Annotated in this window: 17 protein-coding genes; 13 read left to right on the plus strand and 4 right to left on the minus strand. The window is 43.3% G+C overall.

Annotation, left to right across the window (positions count from 1 at the left end):
• Positions 1-111 precede the first annotated feature (111 nt).
• The gene (locus HW560_RS19720; protein ID WP_163760625.1) at positions 112-972 is read right to left on the minus strand and encodes an AraC family transcriptional regulator; all 861 of its coding nucleotides are present in this window, start codon (positions 970-972) and stop codon (positions 112-114) included.
• Between the two features lie 127 nt (positions 973-1,099).
• Here HW560_RS19720 and HW560_RS19725 point away from each other — a divergent pair, with 127 nt between their 5' ends.
• From HW560_RS19725 to dnaN, 8 genes are all read left to right on the plus strand, one after another.
• Positions 1,100-3,565 carry a beta-mannosidase gene (locus HW560_RS19725; RefSeq protein WP_179264346.1) on the plus strand — a complete coding sequence of 822 codons (2,466 nt, stop codon included), beginning with the start codon at positions 1,100-1,102 and terminating at the stop codon, positions 3,563-3,565.
• 111 nt (positions 3,566-3,676) lie between these two features.
• Entirely contained in the window at positions 3,677-4,570 is an 894-nt protein-coding gene (locus HW560_RS19730) for an ABC transporter permease (protein ID WP_179264348.1), read from the plus strand.
• A 1-nt stretch (position 4,571) separates the two neighbouring features.
• Entirely contained in the window at positions 4,572-5,468 is an 897-nt protein-coding gene (locus tag HW560_RS19735; RefSeq protein WP_090899530.1) for a carbohydrate ABC transporter permease, read from the plus strand.
• Between the two features lie 81 nt (positions 5,469-5,549).
• Positions 5,550-7,172: a type 2 periplasmic-binding domain-containing protein gene (locus HW560_RS19740; protein ID WP_179264350.1), complete on the plus strand. Its 1,623-nt coding sequence runs from the start codon at positions 5,550-5,552 to the stop codon at positions 7,170-7,172.
• 210 nt (positions 7,173-7,382) lie between these two features.
• Positions 7,383-7,604 carry a DUF896 domain-containing protein gene (locus HW560_RS19745; protein ID WP_076289250.1) on the plus strand — a complete coding sequence of 74 codons (222 nt, stop codon included), beginning with the start codon at positions 7,383-7,385 and terminating at the stop codon, positions 7,602-7,604.
• Between the two features lie 219 nt (positions 7,605-7,823).
• A complete protein-coding gene (locus HW560_RS19750) occupies positions 7,824-8,462 on the plus strand; it encodes a sugar O-acetyltransferase (RefSeq protein ID WP_179264352.1) in 639 nt (212 codons plus the stop codon).
• Between the two features lie 271 nt (positions 8,463-8,733).
• The gene (locus HW560_RS19755) at positions 8,734-8,985 is read left to right on the plus strand and encodes a ribbon-helix-helix domain-containing protein (protein ID WP_090899521.1); all 252 of its coding nucleotides are present in this window, start codon (positions 8,734-8,736) and stop codon (positions 8,983-8,985) included.
• A 5-nt stretch (positions 8,986-8,990) separates the two neighbouring features.
• The gene (gene dnaN / locus HW560_RS19760) at positions 8,991-10,139 is read left to right on the plus strand and encodes a DNA polymerase III subunit beta (RefSeq protein WP_177185738.1); all 1,149 of its coding nucleotides are present in this window, start codon (positions 8,991-8,993) and stop codon (positions 10,137-10,139) included.
• 285 nt (positions 10,140-10,424) lie between these two features.
• Here the strand turns inward: dnaN and HW560_RS19765 are convergent, their stop codons facing one another.
• The gene (locus HW560_RS19765) at positions 10,425-11,777 is read right to left on the minus strand and encodes an MATE family efflux transporter (protein WP_179264354.1); all 1,353 of its coding nucleotides are present in this window, start codon (positions 11,775-11,777) and stop codon (positions 10,425-10,427) included.
• A gap of 170 nt (positions 11,778-11,947) precedes the next feature.
• Between HW560_RS19765 and HW560_RS19770 the strand changes: the two genes are divergently transcribed.
• From HW560_RS19770 to HW560_RS19790, 5 genes are all read left to right on the plus strand, one after another.
• Positions 11,948-12,628 (plus strand): TetR/AcrR family transcriptional regulator, encoded by a 681-nt coding sequence (locus tag HW560_RS19770; protein ID WP_090899511.1) that lies wholly within the window; start codon positions 11,948-11,950, stop codon positions 12,626-12,628.
• Between the two features lie 280 nt (positions 12,629-12,908).
• Positions 12,909-13,799 carry an AraC family transcriptional regulator gene (locus HW560_RS19775; protein WP_090899508.1) on the plus strand — a complete coding sequence of 297 codons (891 nt, stop codon included), beginning with the start codon at positions 12,909-12,911 and terminating at the stop codon, positions 13,797-13,799.
• 157 nt (positions 13,800-13,956) lie between these two features.
• The gene (locus HW560_RS19780) at positions 13,957-15,021 is read left to right on the plus strand and encodes a Gfo/Idh/MocA family protein (RefSeq protein ID WP_090899505.1); all 1,065 of its coding nucleotides are present in this window, start codon (positions 13,957-13,959) and stop codon (positions 15,019-15,021) included.
• A 329-nt stretch (positions 15,022-15,350) separates the two neighbouring features.
• A complete protein-coding gene (locus HW560_RS19785; protein ID WP_090899501.1) occupies positions 15,351-15,845 on the plus strand; it encodes an RNA polymerase sigma factor in 495 nt (164 codons plus the stop codon).
• Entirely contained in the window at positions 15,842-16,810 is a 969-nt protein-coding gene (locus HW560_RS19790; protein ID WP_090899498.1) for a hypothetical protein, read from the plus strand. Before HW560_RS19785 ends, HW560_RS19790 begins: the two co-directional genes overlap by 4 nt.
• Positions 16,811-16,960: 150 nt before the next feature.
• Here the strand turns inward: HW560_RS19790 and HW560_RS19795 are convergent, their stop codons facing one another.
• Positions 16,961-17,542, minus strand: a complete 582-nt coding sequence (locus HW560_RS19795) for a YdeI/OmpD-associated family protein (RefSeq protein WP_090899496.1) — start codon at positions 17,540-17,542, stop codon at positions 16,961-16,963.
• Entirely contained in the window at positions 17,532-17,996 is a 465-nt protein-coding gene (locus tag HW560_RS19800; RefSeq protein ID WP_090899493.1) for a VOC family protein, read from the minus strand. The genes HW560_RS19795 and HW560_RS19800 overlap by 11 nt, the downstream gene beginning before the upstream one ends.
• Positions 17,997-18,047: the final 51 nt, after the last annotated feature.

The raw sequence follows: 18,047 nt of genomic DNA on the forward strand, positions 1-18,047 counted from the left end.
CTTTGTGTATACCCTGCTCTCCCTGCATATAGGGGGAGCTTTTTTGTGTTTTGGTTACGGATCAGATGGCACGCTTGTATATCATCACATGAATGCTATGCTTTGAATTCCCTACGGCAGCAGCGATTCCTTATTCATTGTCGCGTTTTTACGGAAATCTAGCGGAGCTTGATTATAGTATTTTTTGAACTGATGGTAGAAGTGGCTGACGTTCTCAAATCCCGCTTCCAGTGCAATCTCAAGCACACGAAGCTCAGTTGTGAGCAGCAAGTTTTTGGCTACATTCAGCCGAAGCTGATTAATATACTCTGTTGGTGTCTGATTCAGATATTGACGAAAGGCACGGTTCACATGACCAACGCTTCGACCTGACAATTCATAGAGGGCATGAAGACCACGAATCATGTTTTCTTTCAGCTGCATTTTGGAGATCGCATGCTCAAGCCACAGCGGGAGAATGGGTTGTTCAATGGTTTCCAATTCAAAGAAATGCTGCGTAAAAATCTGAATAATCAACCCTTTTGCGTATACGCGAGCCTTCTTCTTATCCACTGTGGAGAGCATCATAATCCGTTCAAAGCTTCGAACCATCTCTGTCATTTCTAACTGAGATAACATGGCAATCTGGGGAACGGGAGCCTGCAAGAGTCCTTGCGCATACTTCTGTTCATTCAAGTAGGCCAAAGCTTCTTCTATTACTGCGGATCGACACGGGCTATTCAGAAAACGGCAGTCCTGAGTGCCTTCCGGTTCATAACGGTGAATATCATGCGGTCGAATAAAGACAAGGCAGCCCGGCCTTAAATGCTGGGTTGTTCCATTGACGATATGTTGGCACTGCCCTTCACTTAGAATGAAGAACTCGTAAAAGTCATGGGTATGCTCGGGTGACACTTTCGATAAGGAATCGACCCAGAACGGATCTACGAGCAGGTCGGGATGGATGTGAGTAGACGCTGTGTATTTGATCATGGCTCGAACCTCTCCAATTATTGTTAATGTCAAAATAGCACACGAATTCCGTGAACACAACATAAGAAAGTATGGAGACCTCTTGATAGAATGAAATAGATTACAAAGACATCAGGAGGTATCACAAATGTTGCTTATCGATCTCAATGGCAGGTGGCAAATGAAGAGAGTGGATCATGCCGAATGGCTTCCGGCGACGGTTCCAGGTTCGGTCTTTAATGATTTGCTTCAAGCTGGACAAATGGAAGACCCTTACTACCGCGAGCAAGAGCAGGCGGCACTTGAACTGTGCAATTATGATTATGAATACAAACACTCTTTTGAAGTGAGCGCAGCGGATCTTAAGCATGACCGGATCATCCTGTTATGTGAAGGGTTGGATACGATTGGCGAATTGTTTCTAAATGAAATGAATATCGCAAATGTAAGTAACATGCACAGTACTTATGAAATCGATATTACCTCCTTTATCAAACAAGGTGAAAATACCATACACATTATTCTTCGTTCCCCTGTGGAGTATGTACTGCGTAAACAAGCCGAGCGCCCGTTGATTAACTGCAGTGATGCAGTGGAAGGAATCTCCCATTTGCGTAAAGCACACTCCATGTTCGGTTGGGATTGGGGTCCACAATTACCTGATTTGGGAATCTGGCGAAATATCTCCATTCAAGGCTATGATCATGCCCGTTTGGAAGATGTCTACATTACACAGATGCATAGCGAAGGAAAGGTAACCTTAGATGTTCGCGTAAGGGCATCTGGTTGGGTCCAAGAAGAGCGGGAGATCACGGTCACATTAGATACTCCTTCCGGGGAGACATTGAAAGGATGCACGTCTGTCGTGAATGATGCGAATCATCATATCTGGATTGAAGTGGACCATCCCGAGTTATGGTGGCCGAATGGTCTGGGCAAACAGCCATTGTATCAGCTGAGCATTGCGCTTATGGAACAAGGCGTGGAGTTGGATCGTGATGTTAAGCGCATTGGACTGAGAACATTAACTGTGAAGCAAGAGCAGGATCAGTGGGGGGAGTCCTTCGAATTCGAAGTGAACGGTGTATCTTTTTTCTCGATGGGTGCTGACTATATTCCGGAAGATAACATCTTGCCTCGCTGTAGCCCAGATCGGACAGAACGATTGATCAAGAGCTGTGCGCAAGCCCATTTCAATACAATTCGTGTCTGGGGTGGCGGACATTATCCGGAGAATTACTTTTATGATTTGTGCGACGAATACGGCTTGATTGTATGGCAGGACTTGATGTATGCCTGCGGTGTATATGAACTGACTGAGGAATTCAAGAAATCAATTACAAAAGAGACCATCGATAACATGAAACGCTTGCGTCATTATGCCTCATTGGGAATCTGGTGTGGAAACAATGAGCAGGAGATGGCTTGGGTTGAATGGGACTGGGCGAAGAAAACATCCTTACAGTTACAAGCAGACTATATTAAGCAATATGAAGTATTACTTCCGGCTATTGCGAAGGAATATGATCCGAACACGTTCTACTGGTTAGCTTCACCTTCATCCAAAGGCAGCTTTGACAATCCAAACGATGAAAATTACGGAGACATGCATTACTGGGATGTGTGGCATGGCAAGAAACCTTTTACCGAATTCCGCACATTGTTCCCGCGCTACATGTCCGAATTCGGATTGCAATCCTTTCCGAATCACAAGACCATAGAGACGTTTACGTTGCAGGAAGACCGCAATATCTTCTCTCCGGTCATGGAATCTCATCAGAAGAATGGTACGGGCAATGAGAAAATTCTGTATTACATCGGGGAGACGTATCGCTTGCCAAAAGATTTCAATTCCCTGTTATACGCTTCACAGCTCATTCAGGCTGAAGGTATCTCATGTGGGGTAGAGCATTGGCGCAGACATCGTGGACGCTGTATGGGAGCACTGTACTGGCAGTTGAATGATTGCTGGCCTGTTGCTTCCTGGTCCAGTATCGATTACTTTGGTCGCTGGAAAGCACTGCATTATGCAGCCAAACGCTTTTTCGCGCCTGTTCTTGTATCGGCTCGGGAAGATGGTTCAAAGGTAGAACTTCACGTATCGAATGAGAGTAGGAGTGCTGTAAAAGGAGAATTGAAATGGAGGCTCATGGATTCGCAATCCAATGAAATCGTAGCTTCTTCAAAAGTGATTGATTTGAAAGCGTTATCAACCTCATTATTCGAACAGCTTGATTTCACTGAGATGCTCAATACAACTGCCAAGAAACGGAATACGTATTTACAGTTTTCCTTTGAGGTGGGTGGTGAAGTTGTCAGCGAAGGTACAGTGTTATTTGTGAAGCCAAAGCATTTTGATTTTATTGATCCTGCAATTGAGACCACGATGACGGAAGAAAAGGATCGTTTTGTTATTACGGTTGATTCGAAAGCCTTTGCACGGTTTGTGGAGCTGGATTTCAGTGAATTAGACGGTATTTTCAGTAACAATTATTTTGACTTGTTAGCAGGTGAAAGAAAGACCATTTCTCTGAGGAAAGATGATCTCAACAAACTGGCATCCCTTGAAGAACTGCAATCACAGCTAATCGTACGCAGCGTATTTGATTTGTAAGTTGTTCCTTCGCTTTTTTTCTGATATTGCCAATCCAATCGCTAGAAATCCGATCGTTGTTGTATGTTACCGCTTTCAATTTATCTCTATACTGATGGCAGAGGTGGTTAAATGATTGAACGACTGGCAAAATACCGTTGGCAATATGTAATGATCCTCCCTGGTGCGATTCTGCTGCTTCTCTTCAGCTACATTCCGATGGTGGGCATCCAGGTGGCATTCAAGGATTTTCACATCGGCAGCACGATGTGGAGTAGTGAATGGGTTGGTTTGGAAAACTTCTCATTCTTGCAAGATGAACAGTTCTGGATTGTGGTGAAGAATACAATTTACATCGCGATTCTCAAGTTTGTGTTTGGATTTCCAGCTCCTATTATTTTGGCATTGCTTATCAATGAGGTGAAAAACAACAAATACAAGCGGTTTGTCCAATCCGTTAGTTATCTTCCGCATTTCTTTTCGTGGATCGTGGTGGCTTACATTCTGCAATCCCTGCTGACGTTGGACGGCGGATTGGTCAATCAGTTGATAGAGAAGCTCGGGGGAGATTCAATCTTTTTCTTGGGATCCACGGAGTGGTTCCGGCCCATGATCGTAGTGAGCGGTTTATGGAAGGAGATTGGCTGGAATACGATCTTGTATCTGGCGGCAATTACAACGATTGACCCGCAGCTCTATGAAGCCGCTAGGGTGGAAGGAGCAGGACGGCTCGCACAAATTCGCAACATAACCCTGCCGGGTATCATGCCGACCATCTCCATCGTGTTGATTCTCAGTATGCCTGGACTGATTGCAGTAGGCATGGATCAAATCTATCCTCTGATGAATCCGGCCAATCAGCCAGTCGCGGATGTGCTAGACACATATATTTTACGCAACGGCTTGCAGCAAGGTTATTTTGGAATGGCCACTGCAGTGGGTCTCCTTTCTTCGGTCATCAGTCTGGTGTTGGTACTGTGCACCAATCAGATGGCGCGAAAGTTCAACGGAGAGGGGCTTTGGTAATATGAGAACTTCTATGAGGGAACGGGTGGGCCAGACAATTATTGTGTTTCTATTGGCCCTTCTCTGTATCTCGGTAATCTATCCATTCACGTATATGCTCGCCGTTTCCTTGAACGTTGGCAGCGATGCGGCAAAGGGTGGTGTCTATCTGTGGCCTAGAGAGTTTACTTTGTACAATTACGAGGTTGTGCTTGGGAATTCGGTTATTCAACATGCCTACTTAATTACGATATCCCGTACAATCGTAGGCACTTTTGTCGGCTTACTCATCACACTTCTTGCGGCTTATGGCTTGTCCTACCGGCAGCTTCCTTTCAGGAAATCCCTCCTGGGATACGTGCTGATTACGATGCTGTTTAGTGGGGGATTAATCCCTTTGTATATCCAGCTTAATCACTTGTCATTATTAAACTCATTCTGGGTGTATATCATTCCGTCCGCGTTTTCGGCGTGGAATATGTTTGTGATGATGAAATTCATCCAGGGGATTCCGGAAGCACTGATCGAATCGGCTGAGATGGATGGTGCCAATCCTGTCCGCATTCTCTTCGTTATTATTATGCCGCTTTCGAAACCCATGCTTGCAGCCATTGGCCTTTTTACTGCAGTGGCGCACTGGAATGACTGGTTTTCTGGCGCATTTTATGTTTCAGATCAGAATCTGATTCCGGTTCAAACGTTTTTGCAACAATTGCTGTCTGCCCAGGATATCTCGACTGTCCTCGGGTCCAACAATAATCAGGAAGCGCTTGCCCGGGGCACCATGCTCTCTAACGTTACACTGATGTCCATCAAAATGGCGACAGTTATGGTAAGCGCGCTTCCGATCCTGTGTGTGTACCCATTCCTGCAAAAGTATTTTGTAAAAGGTGTGCTTATCGGCTCAGTAAAAGGATAACCCAATGAAAAATGAAAAATGAAGCAACAGAATGGGTTTTCTAATCCTACAATTTCAAAATAACCGAGGGGGACGTATGTGATGAGTTTACGTCAACAAAAGGGAAGAAAACTGGCGCTATTATCCTTGGCTCTACTGATGTTTGGGATAACGGCATGCTCAAGCAGCAGCACAGAGAGTGGCAGCAGTTCTGCAAATTCATTTAAGCTATGGCTGGGCTGGAATGCAACAATTAATAACCAAAGTATGGTCCAAATGTATTGGAAAGAAAAGGAGCCGGGCATAGACGTTCGGCTGGAGGCTACGCAGGGCGATGTAATGACAGAGCTGAACCTGAAATTGAATACCGGTGGCTTTGATGATGCAGCTCTGTTCTCACGTAGTGATGTCGTGACCACTGCGATGACGCGTTCGGGCAGCGTTCTTCCGCTGGAACAATACTTCGATATGCCGGATAAATATCCCGGGTTGGCTTCCATTCCGAAAATCTATCTCGATCAAATGAAAGCTTCGGACGGACATATCTATTCCATTCCGACATGGTTTGATCAAAATCCCGATGATCCTTGGCCCGGTTGGGCTTCCTACGGCTGGTTTGTCCGTACAGATGTACTGGAGAAAACCGGCATGACGATGGATGATTTGAAATCGTTGGAAGGTATAGAGAAATATTTGAGATTGTCTGCTGAGCAGAAGGATGAAAACGGGAAACCATTGATTCCTCTTAGTTTTCTGTCTGACGCAAGCGATGAAAATGTCATCCTGAGTACATTTGGCGTTACGGTCAGCACAGCGGGCGGCGTCATTCCAGTAGAGAAGCAAGGCAATGATTATCAGTTTATCTATGACAATCCACAATATAAAGCGGCTTACCAATGGATGAACCACATGTTCCGGGAAGGGCTTCTGGATCACGAAGCGATTACAGACAAGAAGGAGCGTTACAAAGAGAAAAACAAATCCGGACGTGTAGCCATGAATGCAGGTGGTTTCTTTAATATGGACGCCCAGTTATGGGAGGTTCTCGATGGGCCAACCGATCCGGCATGGTACTATGATGTCATTCCCTATCCGAAAGTGGATGGCGTGAGTGAGATTGGCGCTAATCAGATTATCAATCCTTATCCTGCCAATGACGTTTTTATCAATAAAAATACTAAAAATCTCGATTCCATTCTTGCTTTCTTCGATTACACACTACAGCCAAAGCCCGAACAGCAGCAGGTCGTGAATGAAGGTCCGCCAGGAGTGTTCTGGGATTGGGTGGATAAACCGTTAGGAAAATGGGTGTACACGGACGAGAAATATAAAGCTTTGCATGACTCTGGAGATCAAGCGAAGAAGGCAAGCACGACGCCAGAGCTTTACGCGGCTTCTTCCTATAGTAACGACTGGTATCCATGGTGGAATTATGGGGTTACTGAACCAAAAGGAAGATTCAAAACGATCGAATTCACCGAAAAGATTGGCAAAATGGGTGGGACCCGGGTTGCTGAAAACTACGATATGGTGAAAGCCAAACCGGGTGGCTTATGGGAGAAGTATTTGCCTGAACTCGATAATGTGCGAAAAGAGTACAAAGCCAAGCTGATTATGGCTAAGGATGACTCACAATTTGAACAGGCTTGGAATGATTTCCAGGCTGCACTGGAAAAACGAGCACATTGGAGTGAGCTCAAACAGGAATGGCATGAGGAGCTTTAAGGCAAGCAGTAATTAGGAGACGGGGACTGTCGAACGTGGCAGTTCCCTTTTGGTATAAAAAAGTATACAATATCACAAATGCTATCCTACAGAACAAAAGTGTCTGAAGTGGCTCCATATTTCCAGGCGTTATCTAATAAATAGGTGCAATGTATGCATTTCGGTGCTAGACTACCAGTAAGAATCATTGTAAAGAAGGAGAGGAAAAGGATGATTAAACATTTAGGTCGCATTAATGAATTGGCGAAAAAAGAGCGTGAAGAAGGCTTAACCAATGCGGAACGAGTTGAACAACAAGTATTACGAGAAGATTATTTACGGGAAATTCGTGGGCAAGTTCTAAACACTTTTTCAGTGCTTACCATACTTGATCCAGATGGAAATGATGTAACACCGGACAAAGTACGAAACGAAAAGGGAATCAGTTTGTAAGGAAAATAAAGGTTGTTGGAAGAACGAAAAGCCTCCGAGTATTCATTGACAGAAATGGTGTGGATAAATACACTTGCTTTGTAGTTGATTTCGTAGGATGCTTTTTATACACTTTATAAATATTCATTATAAAGGTATTGTATAAAGTGTGTTTTATTATTAATCTTAGCAGTTTGATTGATTTCATGTATCGAAGTATCTATAACAGGAGTTGATAACATGACTGAAGAAGAACGAATTTTTGATGGGATCTTATTTAGCCCCGGCCATCCTGACCTTAAGGCGATTAAGCTGCGCTCTCACAATCTTAGCAGTCAATACAGTCGTACTTTTGAGGATCAGACGGAGGAGCGCGAAGCATTACTCATGCAGATTCTGGGTCGAAAAGGAGAGCGTTGTTTTATACAAGGTCCCATTTTCTTTCATTATGGCGTTCACACAGAAATCGGCAACCATTTTTTTGCGAACTACAATTTGACCGTTCAGGATGATGCTAAGGTTACTATTGGTGATCATGTCAGCTTTGGACCTAATGTGACCATTGTTACACCGGTTCACCCTTTCATAGCTTCAGAACGTCGACAAATGCTCGACCAAAACGGGGAACCCAAGTCGCTCTGTTATGCTAAACCTGTCACCATCGGAAATGATGTTTGGATTTCGGCTAACGTCACCGTATGCGGCGGTGTTACCATCGGTGACGGATGTGTCATTGGTGCAGGAAGCGTAGTGACCCAAGATATCCCTGAGGGTTCTTTTGCAGCGGGTGTACCCTGCAGAGTCATTCGTCCCATCACAGAATCGGACAGCATGCGTTATAAACCGGAAGTCCTGGCTGATTGCAGCGTAATTGAATAAAAAGTGCTTAACGGTTTGTTTGTTTTTAGTTGGAAAAAGCAGTTCGTATGATGTGTCCCACTATCTTGGATATAAAATTTTCCCATTAAAAGTCGCTAATATAGCGGCTTTTTTGTTTTAACATTGTAAGTTCTTGTTTCATTCCAGGATAAGTCCTTGTAACGATTAACGATTCGGAGTATTCACTCAGTGACAGGGTATAGAAATATGTGGTAAAATGTGACTACGGAGAATTGATTTGAGTAACCTAATTCAATGGAGTTGATATAAGATGGAGGACAAACAATTTAAGATTGGTCTATCTAAGAAAGACGGTCAGCTCGGCTTCGTTTTTACCCGTGGAGGGCCGCGTGAGGGTGCAGGAAGAAAGGGTATCGGCGTGACAAAGAAGGTTTCCTTAACTCTAACTGAAGAGATTTGGGAAGAAGTTGATCGTGAGTGTCAAGATCTAGAGATCTCTCGGTCTTCCTTTTTAAGGAATTTGATTGAGGCCTATTATGACGCTAATAAAAAAGGCAGGTGAATAAGTTGTTAGTACACTTATCAAGAGATTTATTAGCTAAGTCTATTCAGCATGTCTTTAAGGCTTTATCGAATAATAATCAGGGAGTCTTGTCCGGGTTGTACATATATGCAGGAAGCAAAGAGGTCGTTTTTAGCGGTAGTAATGCCAGTCTAACGGTTCAGCATAGGGCTTGTATTACTGATAATAACAAGATTCATATTGTTAAGGAGGGGAGCATTGTCTGCCCAGCCAAGTATCTATATGAAATCATTCGTAAATTGAATGATGGAAATGTGGTCTTGGAGGTGAACGAGCAACTTTTACTAAGTATTACTTCTGGGAACACACGTGTTTGCCTGAGCGGAATGTCGCCTATTGACTCCCCATTTATTCCTACAACATATCATCAATACACAGGTAAAAGCATAGATGTATCGTCCAGCTTATTAAAGTCTTTGATCAAACAGGTAGTCGTGGCAGTTTCAACATCTGAGGCGAAACCGATTTTGACGGGAGTATCGCTGGAGGTTCAAGGAAATCAGCTTACTATGGTCGCTACAGACGGGGTTATTAGAATGGCCTCACGGTCAATCTGTATTGAGAACAGAAGAGAATTTTTCGGAAGTGCTGTAATTCCTGGTGTTAACTTAATGGAGATCGTCAAACTGTTGGACGATGAAGGCGACGGAATGGTAACCATACAACTAAGCCATCATGAGATCAGGTTTATAGCGCAAAATCAGATTATTGAATCGGTGTTAATCGAAGGTTTATACCCATCAACCAGAAATCTTGTTCCAACTACTTATGTCTCCGAGATTATCTTGAATGTCAAATCATTTAGGCAAGTAATTGACCGCGTATTTGTGTTGGCTGATCATCATTTAATTACAATACATGTTTCAGAGAAGAGGATGGAGCTTATATCAAGTACGTCTGAGATTGGTGATGTAAGAGATGAGCTTCTTTTGGAAGATAAGAACGGAGAAAATTTTATTATTACGATTAATGCGAAGTATCTTCTAAGTACGTTACGGTGTATTGAATCAGATAGCATACGAATACGGTATGCTGGTAAAAAAAGTCCCCTTGTTTTGCTTCCAGCTTTGGACAATAGCACATGGCTGTTCTTGTTGAACCCTGTTATGACAAGGATAAACGACAGATTTTAAAATGTTATTTAAGTGATCATTCAAAGACCGCATTGTCTTCTAGAGATTGTACTAGACAGAAACGTTTTAGAAGTAAATGAATTGAAGTATGTAGAAGAAGGGGAGATAAATAATCATATAGCTGCGGTCTAAGACCGCCATTCATAATATAGAAAACGCCCAATTTTTTTAGAAAGATTGGGCGTTTTATTTTAATTTATAAATAACTAATACCGGGCGGTTAAGCCTGTGAGCAGCGTTCTAAAGTAAACTCTGTGACGTTACGTGTTATTTTTTAAATATTTTCTAATGCACTAGATTCTCTAAATCTGGCTGCAATTTGTTACGAAGAATATACAGCATGATAGCTCCAACAAGAAACGCGACGACATCCGCAATGACAAGTGACCATACAACCCCGTGGAAGCCGTTAAGCTGGTTGGCGATATAGAGTACAGGAATCAGCGTAATTCCTTGAATGACTGACATAACAAACGCGGCGGTTCCTTGCGCTGTTGCTTGGAAGATCCCCACAAACAACGAAGTCATTCCTGTAATGAACAAGGATAGGAACGTCACATGCAGAATGTAGCTACCCATTTCAATTAATTGCGGGTCATTCGTAAATAAACCAATTAAGTGGTCGGAAATCAAATAGACGACAACGCCGAACACAACAGCTAACGCCAAAATCGCTTTGATCGTAAATCCAATGGTATGTTTCATACGTAATTTATTCGCTGTAAAAGAGAAGGCAATCAACGGCACAACCCCCTCGCATAAGCCCATCAGTATAAACTCAGGAAATTGCAACAAACGTGATGAAATTCCGTACCCCGCTACGGCCTGATCTCCATACTCGACAAGAAAATGGTTCAAAATGAGCGACATTGCACCCAAGAAGATACTCATGATAAAGACGGGAACACCGATTTTGAACACATTACTCATAATTTCCTTGGAAGCCTTGAACCATTTTACGGAGACAGTCAAGAATTGGCTTTTATATCCCATATGGAATGCGTAAAAAACACTGGCAACCAAGTTAGAAATGACTGTTGCAGAAGCAACGCCGATTACACCCCAATGGAAGATGAAGATGACGATCGCATCAATAATAATATTTACAACCACACTGAGAATCATACCGATCATGGATGTGATTGCTGCACCCTCCGAGCGCACGATATTCTCCAGCGTGAAGAATAATATGACGAATGGTGAACCGATAAGCATAATCGTGACATAGTCTTTTGTAAATCCAAAGGATTCAGGCGTTGCACCCAGACTATGAACAATGGGATTGATCAGCGGGAGGCCGACGGCCATTACGATAAGACCAAGAACTAAACTGCTGTAAAAGGCGAATGAAGAAACATGTTTTATATCCTCATATCTTTTTTCTCCTAACAAACGGGAGATGAATGTACCGCTGCCCATACCAATCAAGTTGCCGAGCGCCATAATCACGGCGAATAACGGCAAGGTTAGCGCGAGTGCGGTTAACATGGCAGTATTGCCTAATGTACCAAGGAAATAGGCGTTTAGGATAGAATAAATGACACTCATTGACGTACCTAACATCATCGGTACAGCGAAGTGAGCTACGGCTTTTGCGATCGGTGCTTTTTCAAAATAATGGAGGTTTTCTGCATCCATGTGGAGTCACTACTTTCTTTGTTTATTTTTTGAAATGAATTGGAATGCGAATGATATTCCAATTTCCAATCTAACAGTGTTAGTTTGTGCCTTACAGTGTTAGATGGTATCATGAACTTATGAACCTGTAAAGCATAATCTTACACTGTTAGATAAAAGGGCGGATACGGATGAAAAAACAACAGCCTCAGATTTCGGAGGATAAGATTTTGGAAGCCTCTTGGGAGCTTCTTGGAGATGAAGGTATTGAGAAATTCAGTATGAGGCGATTGGCTGATCGGCTGGGTATTCAGGCTCCTTCTCTGTACTGGTACTTTAAGAGCAAGCAGCATCTCTACCAGCATCTGGCCAACCAGATATCGAAAATGATCCTGAACGAATTCCAATCCGATGGGGACTGGAAGGTGCAAATGGAGGGCCTTGCGATATCGATACGGAGTGTACTCCGCCGTTATCCCTGCTCCACGCAGCTTATGATGCAGACGCTGCCCCATGAGCCGGACATGATTCGCTTCACCAACCGTATGCTGCTCTGCATGGAATCGACGCCACTTGAGCAAGAGCAGAAATTGCAAGCCGTTCTTACGCTTGTGAACTATGTGTTCTTCTTCGTTCTGGATAATTATGAGCATCAGCGCACGGTCTCCGTCATGATTAAGAATCAGGGAGAGCTTCCGGGCGTGGAGATGATCCAGCTACTCGACTCCATGAGCGAGACGGAAGCAGGACTGTTCCGGAGAATGCACAAGGGCGGGTTGTTTGAGATGATGGGGAGCGATGGAGCGTTTGAGTTCGGCTTGAAGCTGATTTTGTCGGGAATTGAACAGGTGATTAAGGAACAAGGGAATTAGAATGTAAACAAAACCGTACATCCGGAAATCGGATGTGCGGTTTTTGATACGGCATATTGTTAATGTTATCTTGCACCGTTGCTGTCAAAATCGACTTGATGATGCGGGACTGCTCAGCAACAATCCTTTTGAGGAAAATCGTTTATAAACATATTCTTTTGAATTATTATTAATTAGGATCTATAGAGAAAGAACAGAAGGAATTTTTACATGAATTTGGCTGAAATCGGTTACAGAAATATATTGAATGCAACACATATAAGGAGGACAGCTAGCGTACATGAGTTTATATCTGGAAATCCCTGAACTTGACAAACGGCTCCCATTTCGAAGCTTTATTCATACAGGGGATGTGCTCTGTTATCCTCACTGGCATAAGGAAATTGAAATTATTTATGTTACCCAGGGAAGCCTGGATTTGGGATTGAATGACAAGGTAATCCGTCTGAAGCAGGGGGAAGTCCAATTCATTAATGGCGGTGACGTCCACTTTTTTTTGTCATCCCCTGATAGTGAGCGAATTGTTATTCAATTTGACTTGAGTCTGTTCCAAGACGTATCCACACTAATTTACGATGATCGGTCGCTTCGTGACATTTTTACTCAAATAGAGCAATCCAGCAGGAACTGGCCTCGTGAAACGGCAACCAAGCTTCTTCCTCTTCTGCAAGACATAAGCACAGAAGATTACGAGCGCAAAGAAGGTTATGCATATATGATCAAGGCCAAACTTTATGAAATGTTGACTTTTATTCTAAGAGAAGTACCAAGGGGGAGTGAGAAACATCGACCCCAAATCTCGGAAAATATCCTGATTCCGACCAAAGAAATGCTATTTAAGCTGGAACGAATTTTTGAATATGTAGAAAGCCATTACCAAGAATCAATTATACTAAAAGACGTAGCCGACTATATAGGGTTCAGTCCTTATTATTTCACTAAGTTTTTCAAGAAAAATACAGGTATGACCTTTGTAACATTTCTAAATGAATATCGACTTAATAAAGCGAAATGGATTTTGCTCAATGAAAATTATTCGATTACCGAAATAGCAGAGCAAGCCGGATTCAATAGCGTTAAGACGTTTCATCACTTCTTCAAGGAAGCGACGGGCACATCGCCTTTAAAGTATCGCATGACAATATCCGGGAATAAAACAGCAAGAAAATAGGAAGATAGTCTTTTATGAGACTTGTATGATAAGGGTATTAAATTAAGTTGAGGTGCTATACATCTTGCATACATCAAGGTCGCAGCCACTCATCTTTTTTACATAAAGTTTGCTGTGAGAGTTCTATCATATTGGCATATTCCAAAAAGGAAGGACGATGAAGATGAATAACCGAATTTATAATATAGCAATTGTTGGCTTTGGGGGGATGGGCAGTTATCATTGCCAGTTAATTGAGCCTGTATCACAGATTTCCGTCATCGGGGTATACGATACGGTTGAATATCGGATGGAATTGGGAAAGGAAGCCGGCTATAAAACATACGCAAGTCTGGATGCTGTTCTGACAGATGAGCTGGTGGATATCGTTTTAATTGCTACACCTAATGATGTTCACAAAGAAATAGCCATTCAAGCTCTGCAGGCGGGTAAACATGTCATTTGCGAAAAACCGGTTACAATAACCAGCAAGGATTTTAATGATATCGTCAAGGTAGCGAACGAGGAGAGCCGTGTATTTACAGTCCATCAAAATCGCCGCTGGGATGAAGATTTCCTGACGGCCAAGGACATCATCGATAAAAAGACTTTGGGCGAGCTCTTCCATTTGGAATCCCGAGTTCAAGGAGCCAACGGCATTCCTGGCGACTGGCGCCAGCTGAAAGATTACGGTGGAGGTATGCTGCTGGATTGGGGCGTGCATTTGCTGGACCAATTGCTGCAGATTACAGATAGCCAAATTGAAAGTGTGACCGCTAATTTAAGTTATATTTTGGGAACCGAAGTGGATGATGGTTTTACGAGTTATATAACGTTTAAAGATGGCCTTACGGCACTTATTGAAGTGGGAACAACCAATTACGTGAAGTTACCGAGATGGTATCTCAAAGGAACGGAAGGTACAGCAGTGATTAGGGACTGGGATTTAAGTGGAGAGATTATCACTCGGAATCCGGATGTTGCTCATATAGAGCCGAAACCGATCCAAGCGGGGCAGGGATTGACCAAAACGATGGCACCGCCGTCCGAACTGTCTACACTAAAGTTTGCGATTGAAAAGCCGGAATTGAAGGAGCAAAGCTTCTATGAAAATTTCGTCTCTGTACTCGAAGGGAAATCTGAGATTGCAATTAAGAATGATGAAGTTCACAGAGTGCTTGTACTGATTGAGACTATTTTTGAGGCAGCCGAGACCAAAAGTGTGATCCATAGAAGTATTTAACATACTTTCAGTTGCTGTATATATTATTGATGCTTTAAAACGTGTAAGCCGTCATCATGACGGCCTTTTGTCTGTCTACATTTTCCGGTAAGTTTAATTGTTGTCAAAAGAAGCTCCGCTCTATGATGAATCCCAATCGCATTTTAATTGTCAAAGTCGCTATTTTAGCGGCTTTTTATTATTTTATCGTACAAATCCATATCCGTCCTTGAGAGCAAGAGGTTGGTCGGTCATCCGTTAGAAAATTATCTAAATTTAAAATTTACAACAAAATGTGACCAAATGCCGTCCTTGAGAGTGTTAGAGATATAAAGGAGGGCAGAACAACCATGCAGCGATCAATGCCCCAACGGGGAGATCATATGATGAAAGTCTATGAAACTTACGCGGATACGCTGTTCCGGATCGCGATGGTGCATCTTGGCAGGCGAGAGGACGCGGAGGAAGCCACTCAGGATACCTTCATCAAGTTAATGGAAAAAGCCCCTACGTTCAACGATGCAGAACATCAGAAAGCATGGTTGATCCGGGTCATCACCAATCATTGTAAATCCTTATTAGGCAAAGGCTGGCGCAAACGGGAGGTCAAGCTGGAGGGAGCAGATTCCCTTACGACAGACAACCCCGAAGATCAGGCACTGATTGAACTCGTGCTGTCACTGCCCGTCAAGTATAGATCGGTGGTTCATTTGTACTATTACGAAGATTATCCGATCCGGGAAATCGGCGAGATCCTGCAGATCAGCGAGTCTGCGGTGAAGATGCGATTGAAGCGGGGAAGACAGCTGTTAAAACTGGAGCTGGAAGGAGCAGAACCCCAATGAACGAGGAACAATTTAAACGTAACTATAAGAAAGCGGTGGACCATATGAGAACAAACGACCAAATGAAAAAACGGATAGAAGAAACATTGAACACACAACGCCATGAACAAAAGCACCAGCGAAAAACGCTATATATTGCAGCAAGCGTCGTCATCGCTGCCAGTGTTGGACTTGCGGCGCCAAGCATATGGCAGCAAGTGAATGGACCGACTGCGCCAGCGACGCAGGTGGCACAGGTCACTCCGGGCGCGTCATTCGACCCGGTGGTGATTCCGAAGACAGAGCTGCCGGATTCCAAGGATGGCGTGAAGGCCGATATGCTTCAACTGGTGGTTTATCAGGGCAACGTCTATACACAGTCTGCTACATCGCTTGACGGTACGGATGCTCTTGCTCTGCGAGGCGAGAAGCTGGGTACTACGACTGGCGGCATTCATGAGCTGAGTGGAAAGGATGAGTACAGAGAACTTGCCTCCAACATAGGAGAAGCGGACATCTATGCGGTCAATGGCTACGACACGAATTTCCGCATCATGTCTTACACCGAGATCGATGGTCAGGGGCATGCCCAACTGTTTGACCAGAGCAACGGCATCACTATCGGCAGCGGCGAAGACCTGATCGGCAAGCTTCACCTCGAGGGCAACGTCGCTTCGGCGCAGTGGGAGACCTTCGCCAGCTGGAACAATGGCTTGCAGCAGCTGCAGCCGCTCGCAGCAGACAAAGCGCTGAACAGCTTTATCTCAGCGCTATACGCTGCCAAACCGGTAGCAACAAGCCCTGAACTGGAAGAGCGTCTTTACGGGCAGGAAGATCGCAAGATCATCTACCTGACGCTCGAAGATAAGACGCAGGTCCAATTAGTCCTATTTGGGGAAGGTCTGGTGCGTTATGGCAATGTACCGGTATTCTTCGAAATCAAGAAAGCTGCCTTCCAAGCGTTCTGGAACAACTTGGGTGAGTAATAATCATGGGGTTTGACTCAACAAATCCAATAAAGCAACTCCACCAATCGGATTTTTTTGACTGATGAAATTTCTAATGATAATTGAAATATTTAAATTCCGATTTCGATTAATATTACTTTCTATCATGAAACACCTCACCTTGAATATTCAAGGTGAGGTGTTTTGGTAGTATAGGCGTCCATTGTCATTCCAATTGCCATACATTTTATTTTGTTTGGTGTTTGTTATAAATTTATCTAATCTTTTGTTAAATAACTCAGGTTGAGTTTTATAGCTTTGGATGGTGTCGATTCGAATTCTTTTATAAATATCTGGAAATGCAGAGAAATTCTGATACACTTTCGTGTCCTCTTTCAACCTCTGCAAAATTATAGGGTCGATTTTAAATGATTCGTAACTGAGAGCAGGGAGAGCCTTTCGACCTTCATCTGTCATTAATCCCAGCGTTTCAAGGCGACGTGCCCGTTCTTTATTCAATTCAGTCCACGAACTTTTTTTGCTTCGAGGAGATAACCTTTGAGCTAATTGAGTCTCGGAAATTTTCTTTTTTTGCCCATCAATCCATCCAAAACACAAGGCTTCTTCAACAGCATCCAGATACAGCAACGTACCTGGTGTTGATTTCATACTCACCACGACCCAGCAAGAATTTTCAGTCAGGCAATGTTCTTGAAACCAAGATCTCAATTCGCTTTTTGACTTTGCTGGCAGCAGTTCATTAAGTAGCATTAGCAATTACGCTATCCAGGAATGTGTTAGCGTCGCTATTAAACTTCCAAACGATACCAAATTTATCCACCAACATTCCGAAGCAGGATGACCAAGGCATCTCTGATAATGGCATGATCACATAGCCGCCTTCAGACAAATTAGTAAAGTAGTTTTTCATTGCCTGTTTATCATCAATAATGATACTAATGATTACATTGTTGCCTTTAACCAGCTCACCCGTTACATTCTTCATCGAAGGAAGAAGATCCGACATCATTATTTTTCCACCAGCGAATTCTAACGATGACTCCATAATCATGTTCAACTCATTTTCTGGCAAAGGGTAGTTTGGATCTTGTGAAAAATCCTTGAATTTCACTTTTTTTACCTCACTTGCGTTTAAAGCTTCCGAATAAAACGCGATGACCTGCTCGGTGTTCCCATCAAAATTTAAATATGCAATAACGGACATGATAAAACCTCCTTCTTGTAATACATGAAGTGTAAGCTATAATAGGTGACA

The organism is Paenibacillus sp. E222 (assembly GCF_013401555.1).
GTDB lineage: Bacteria > Bacillota > Bacilli > Paenibacillales > Paenibacillaceae > Paenibacillus.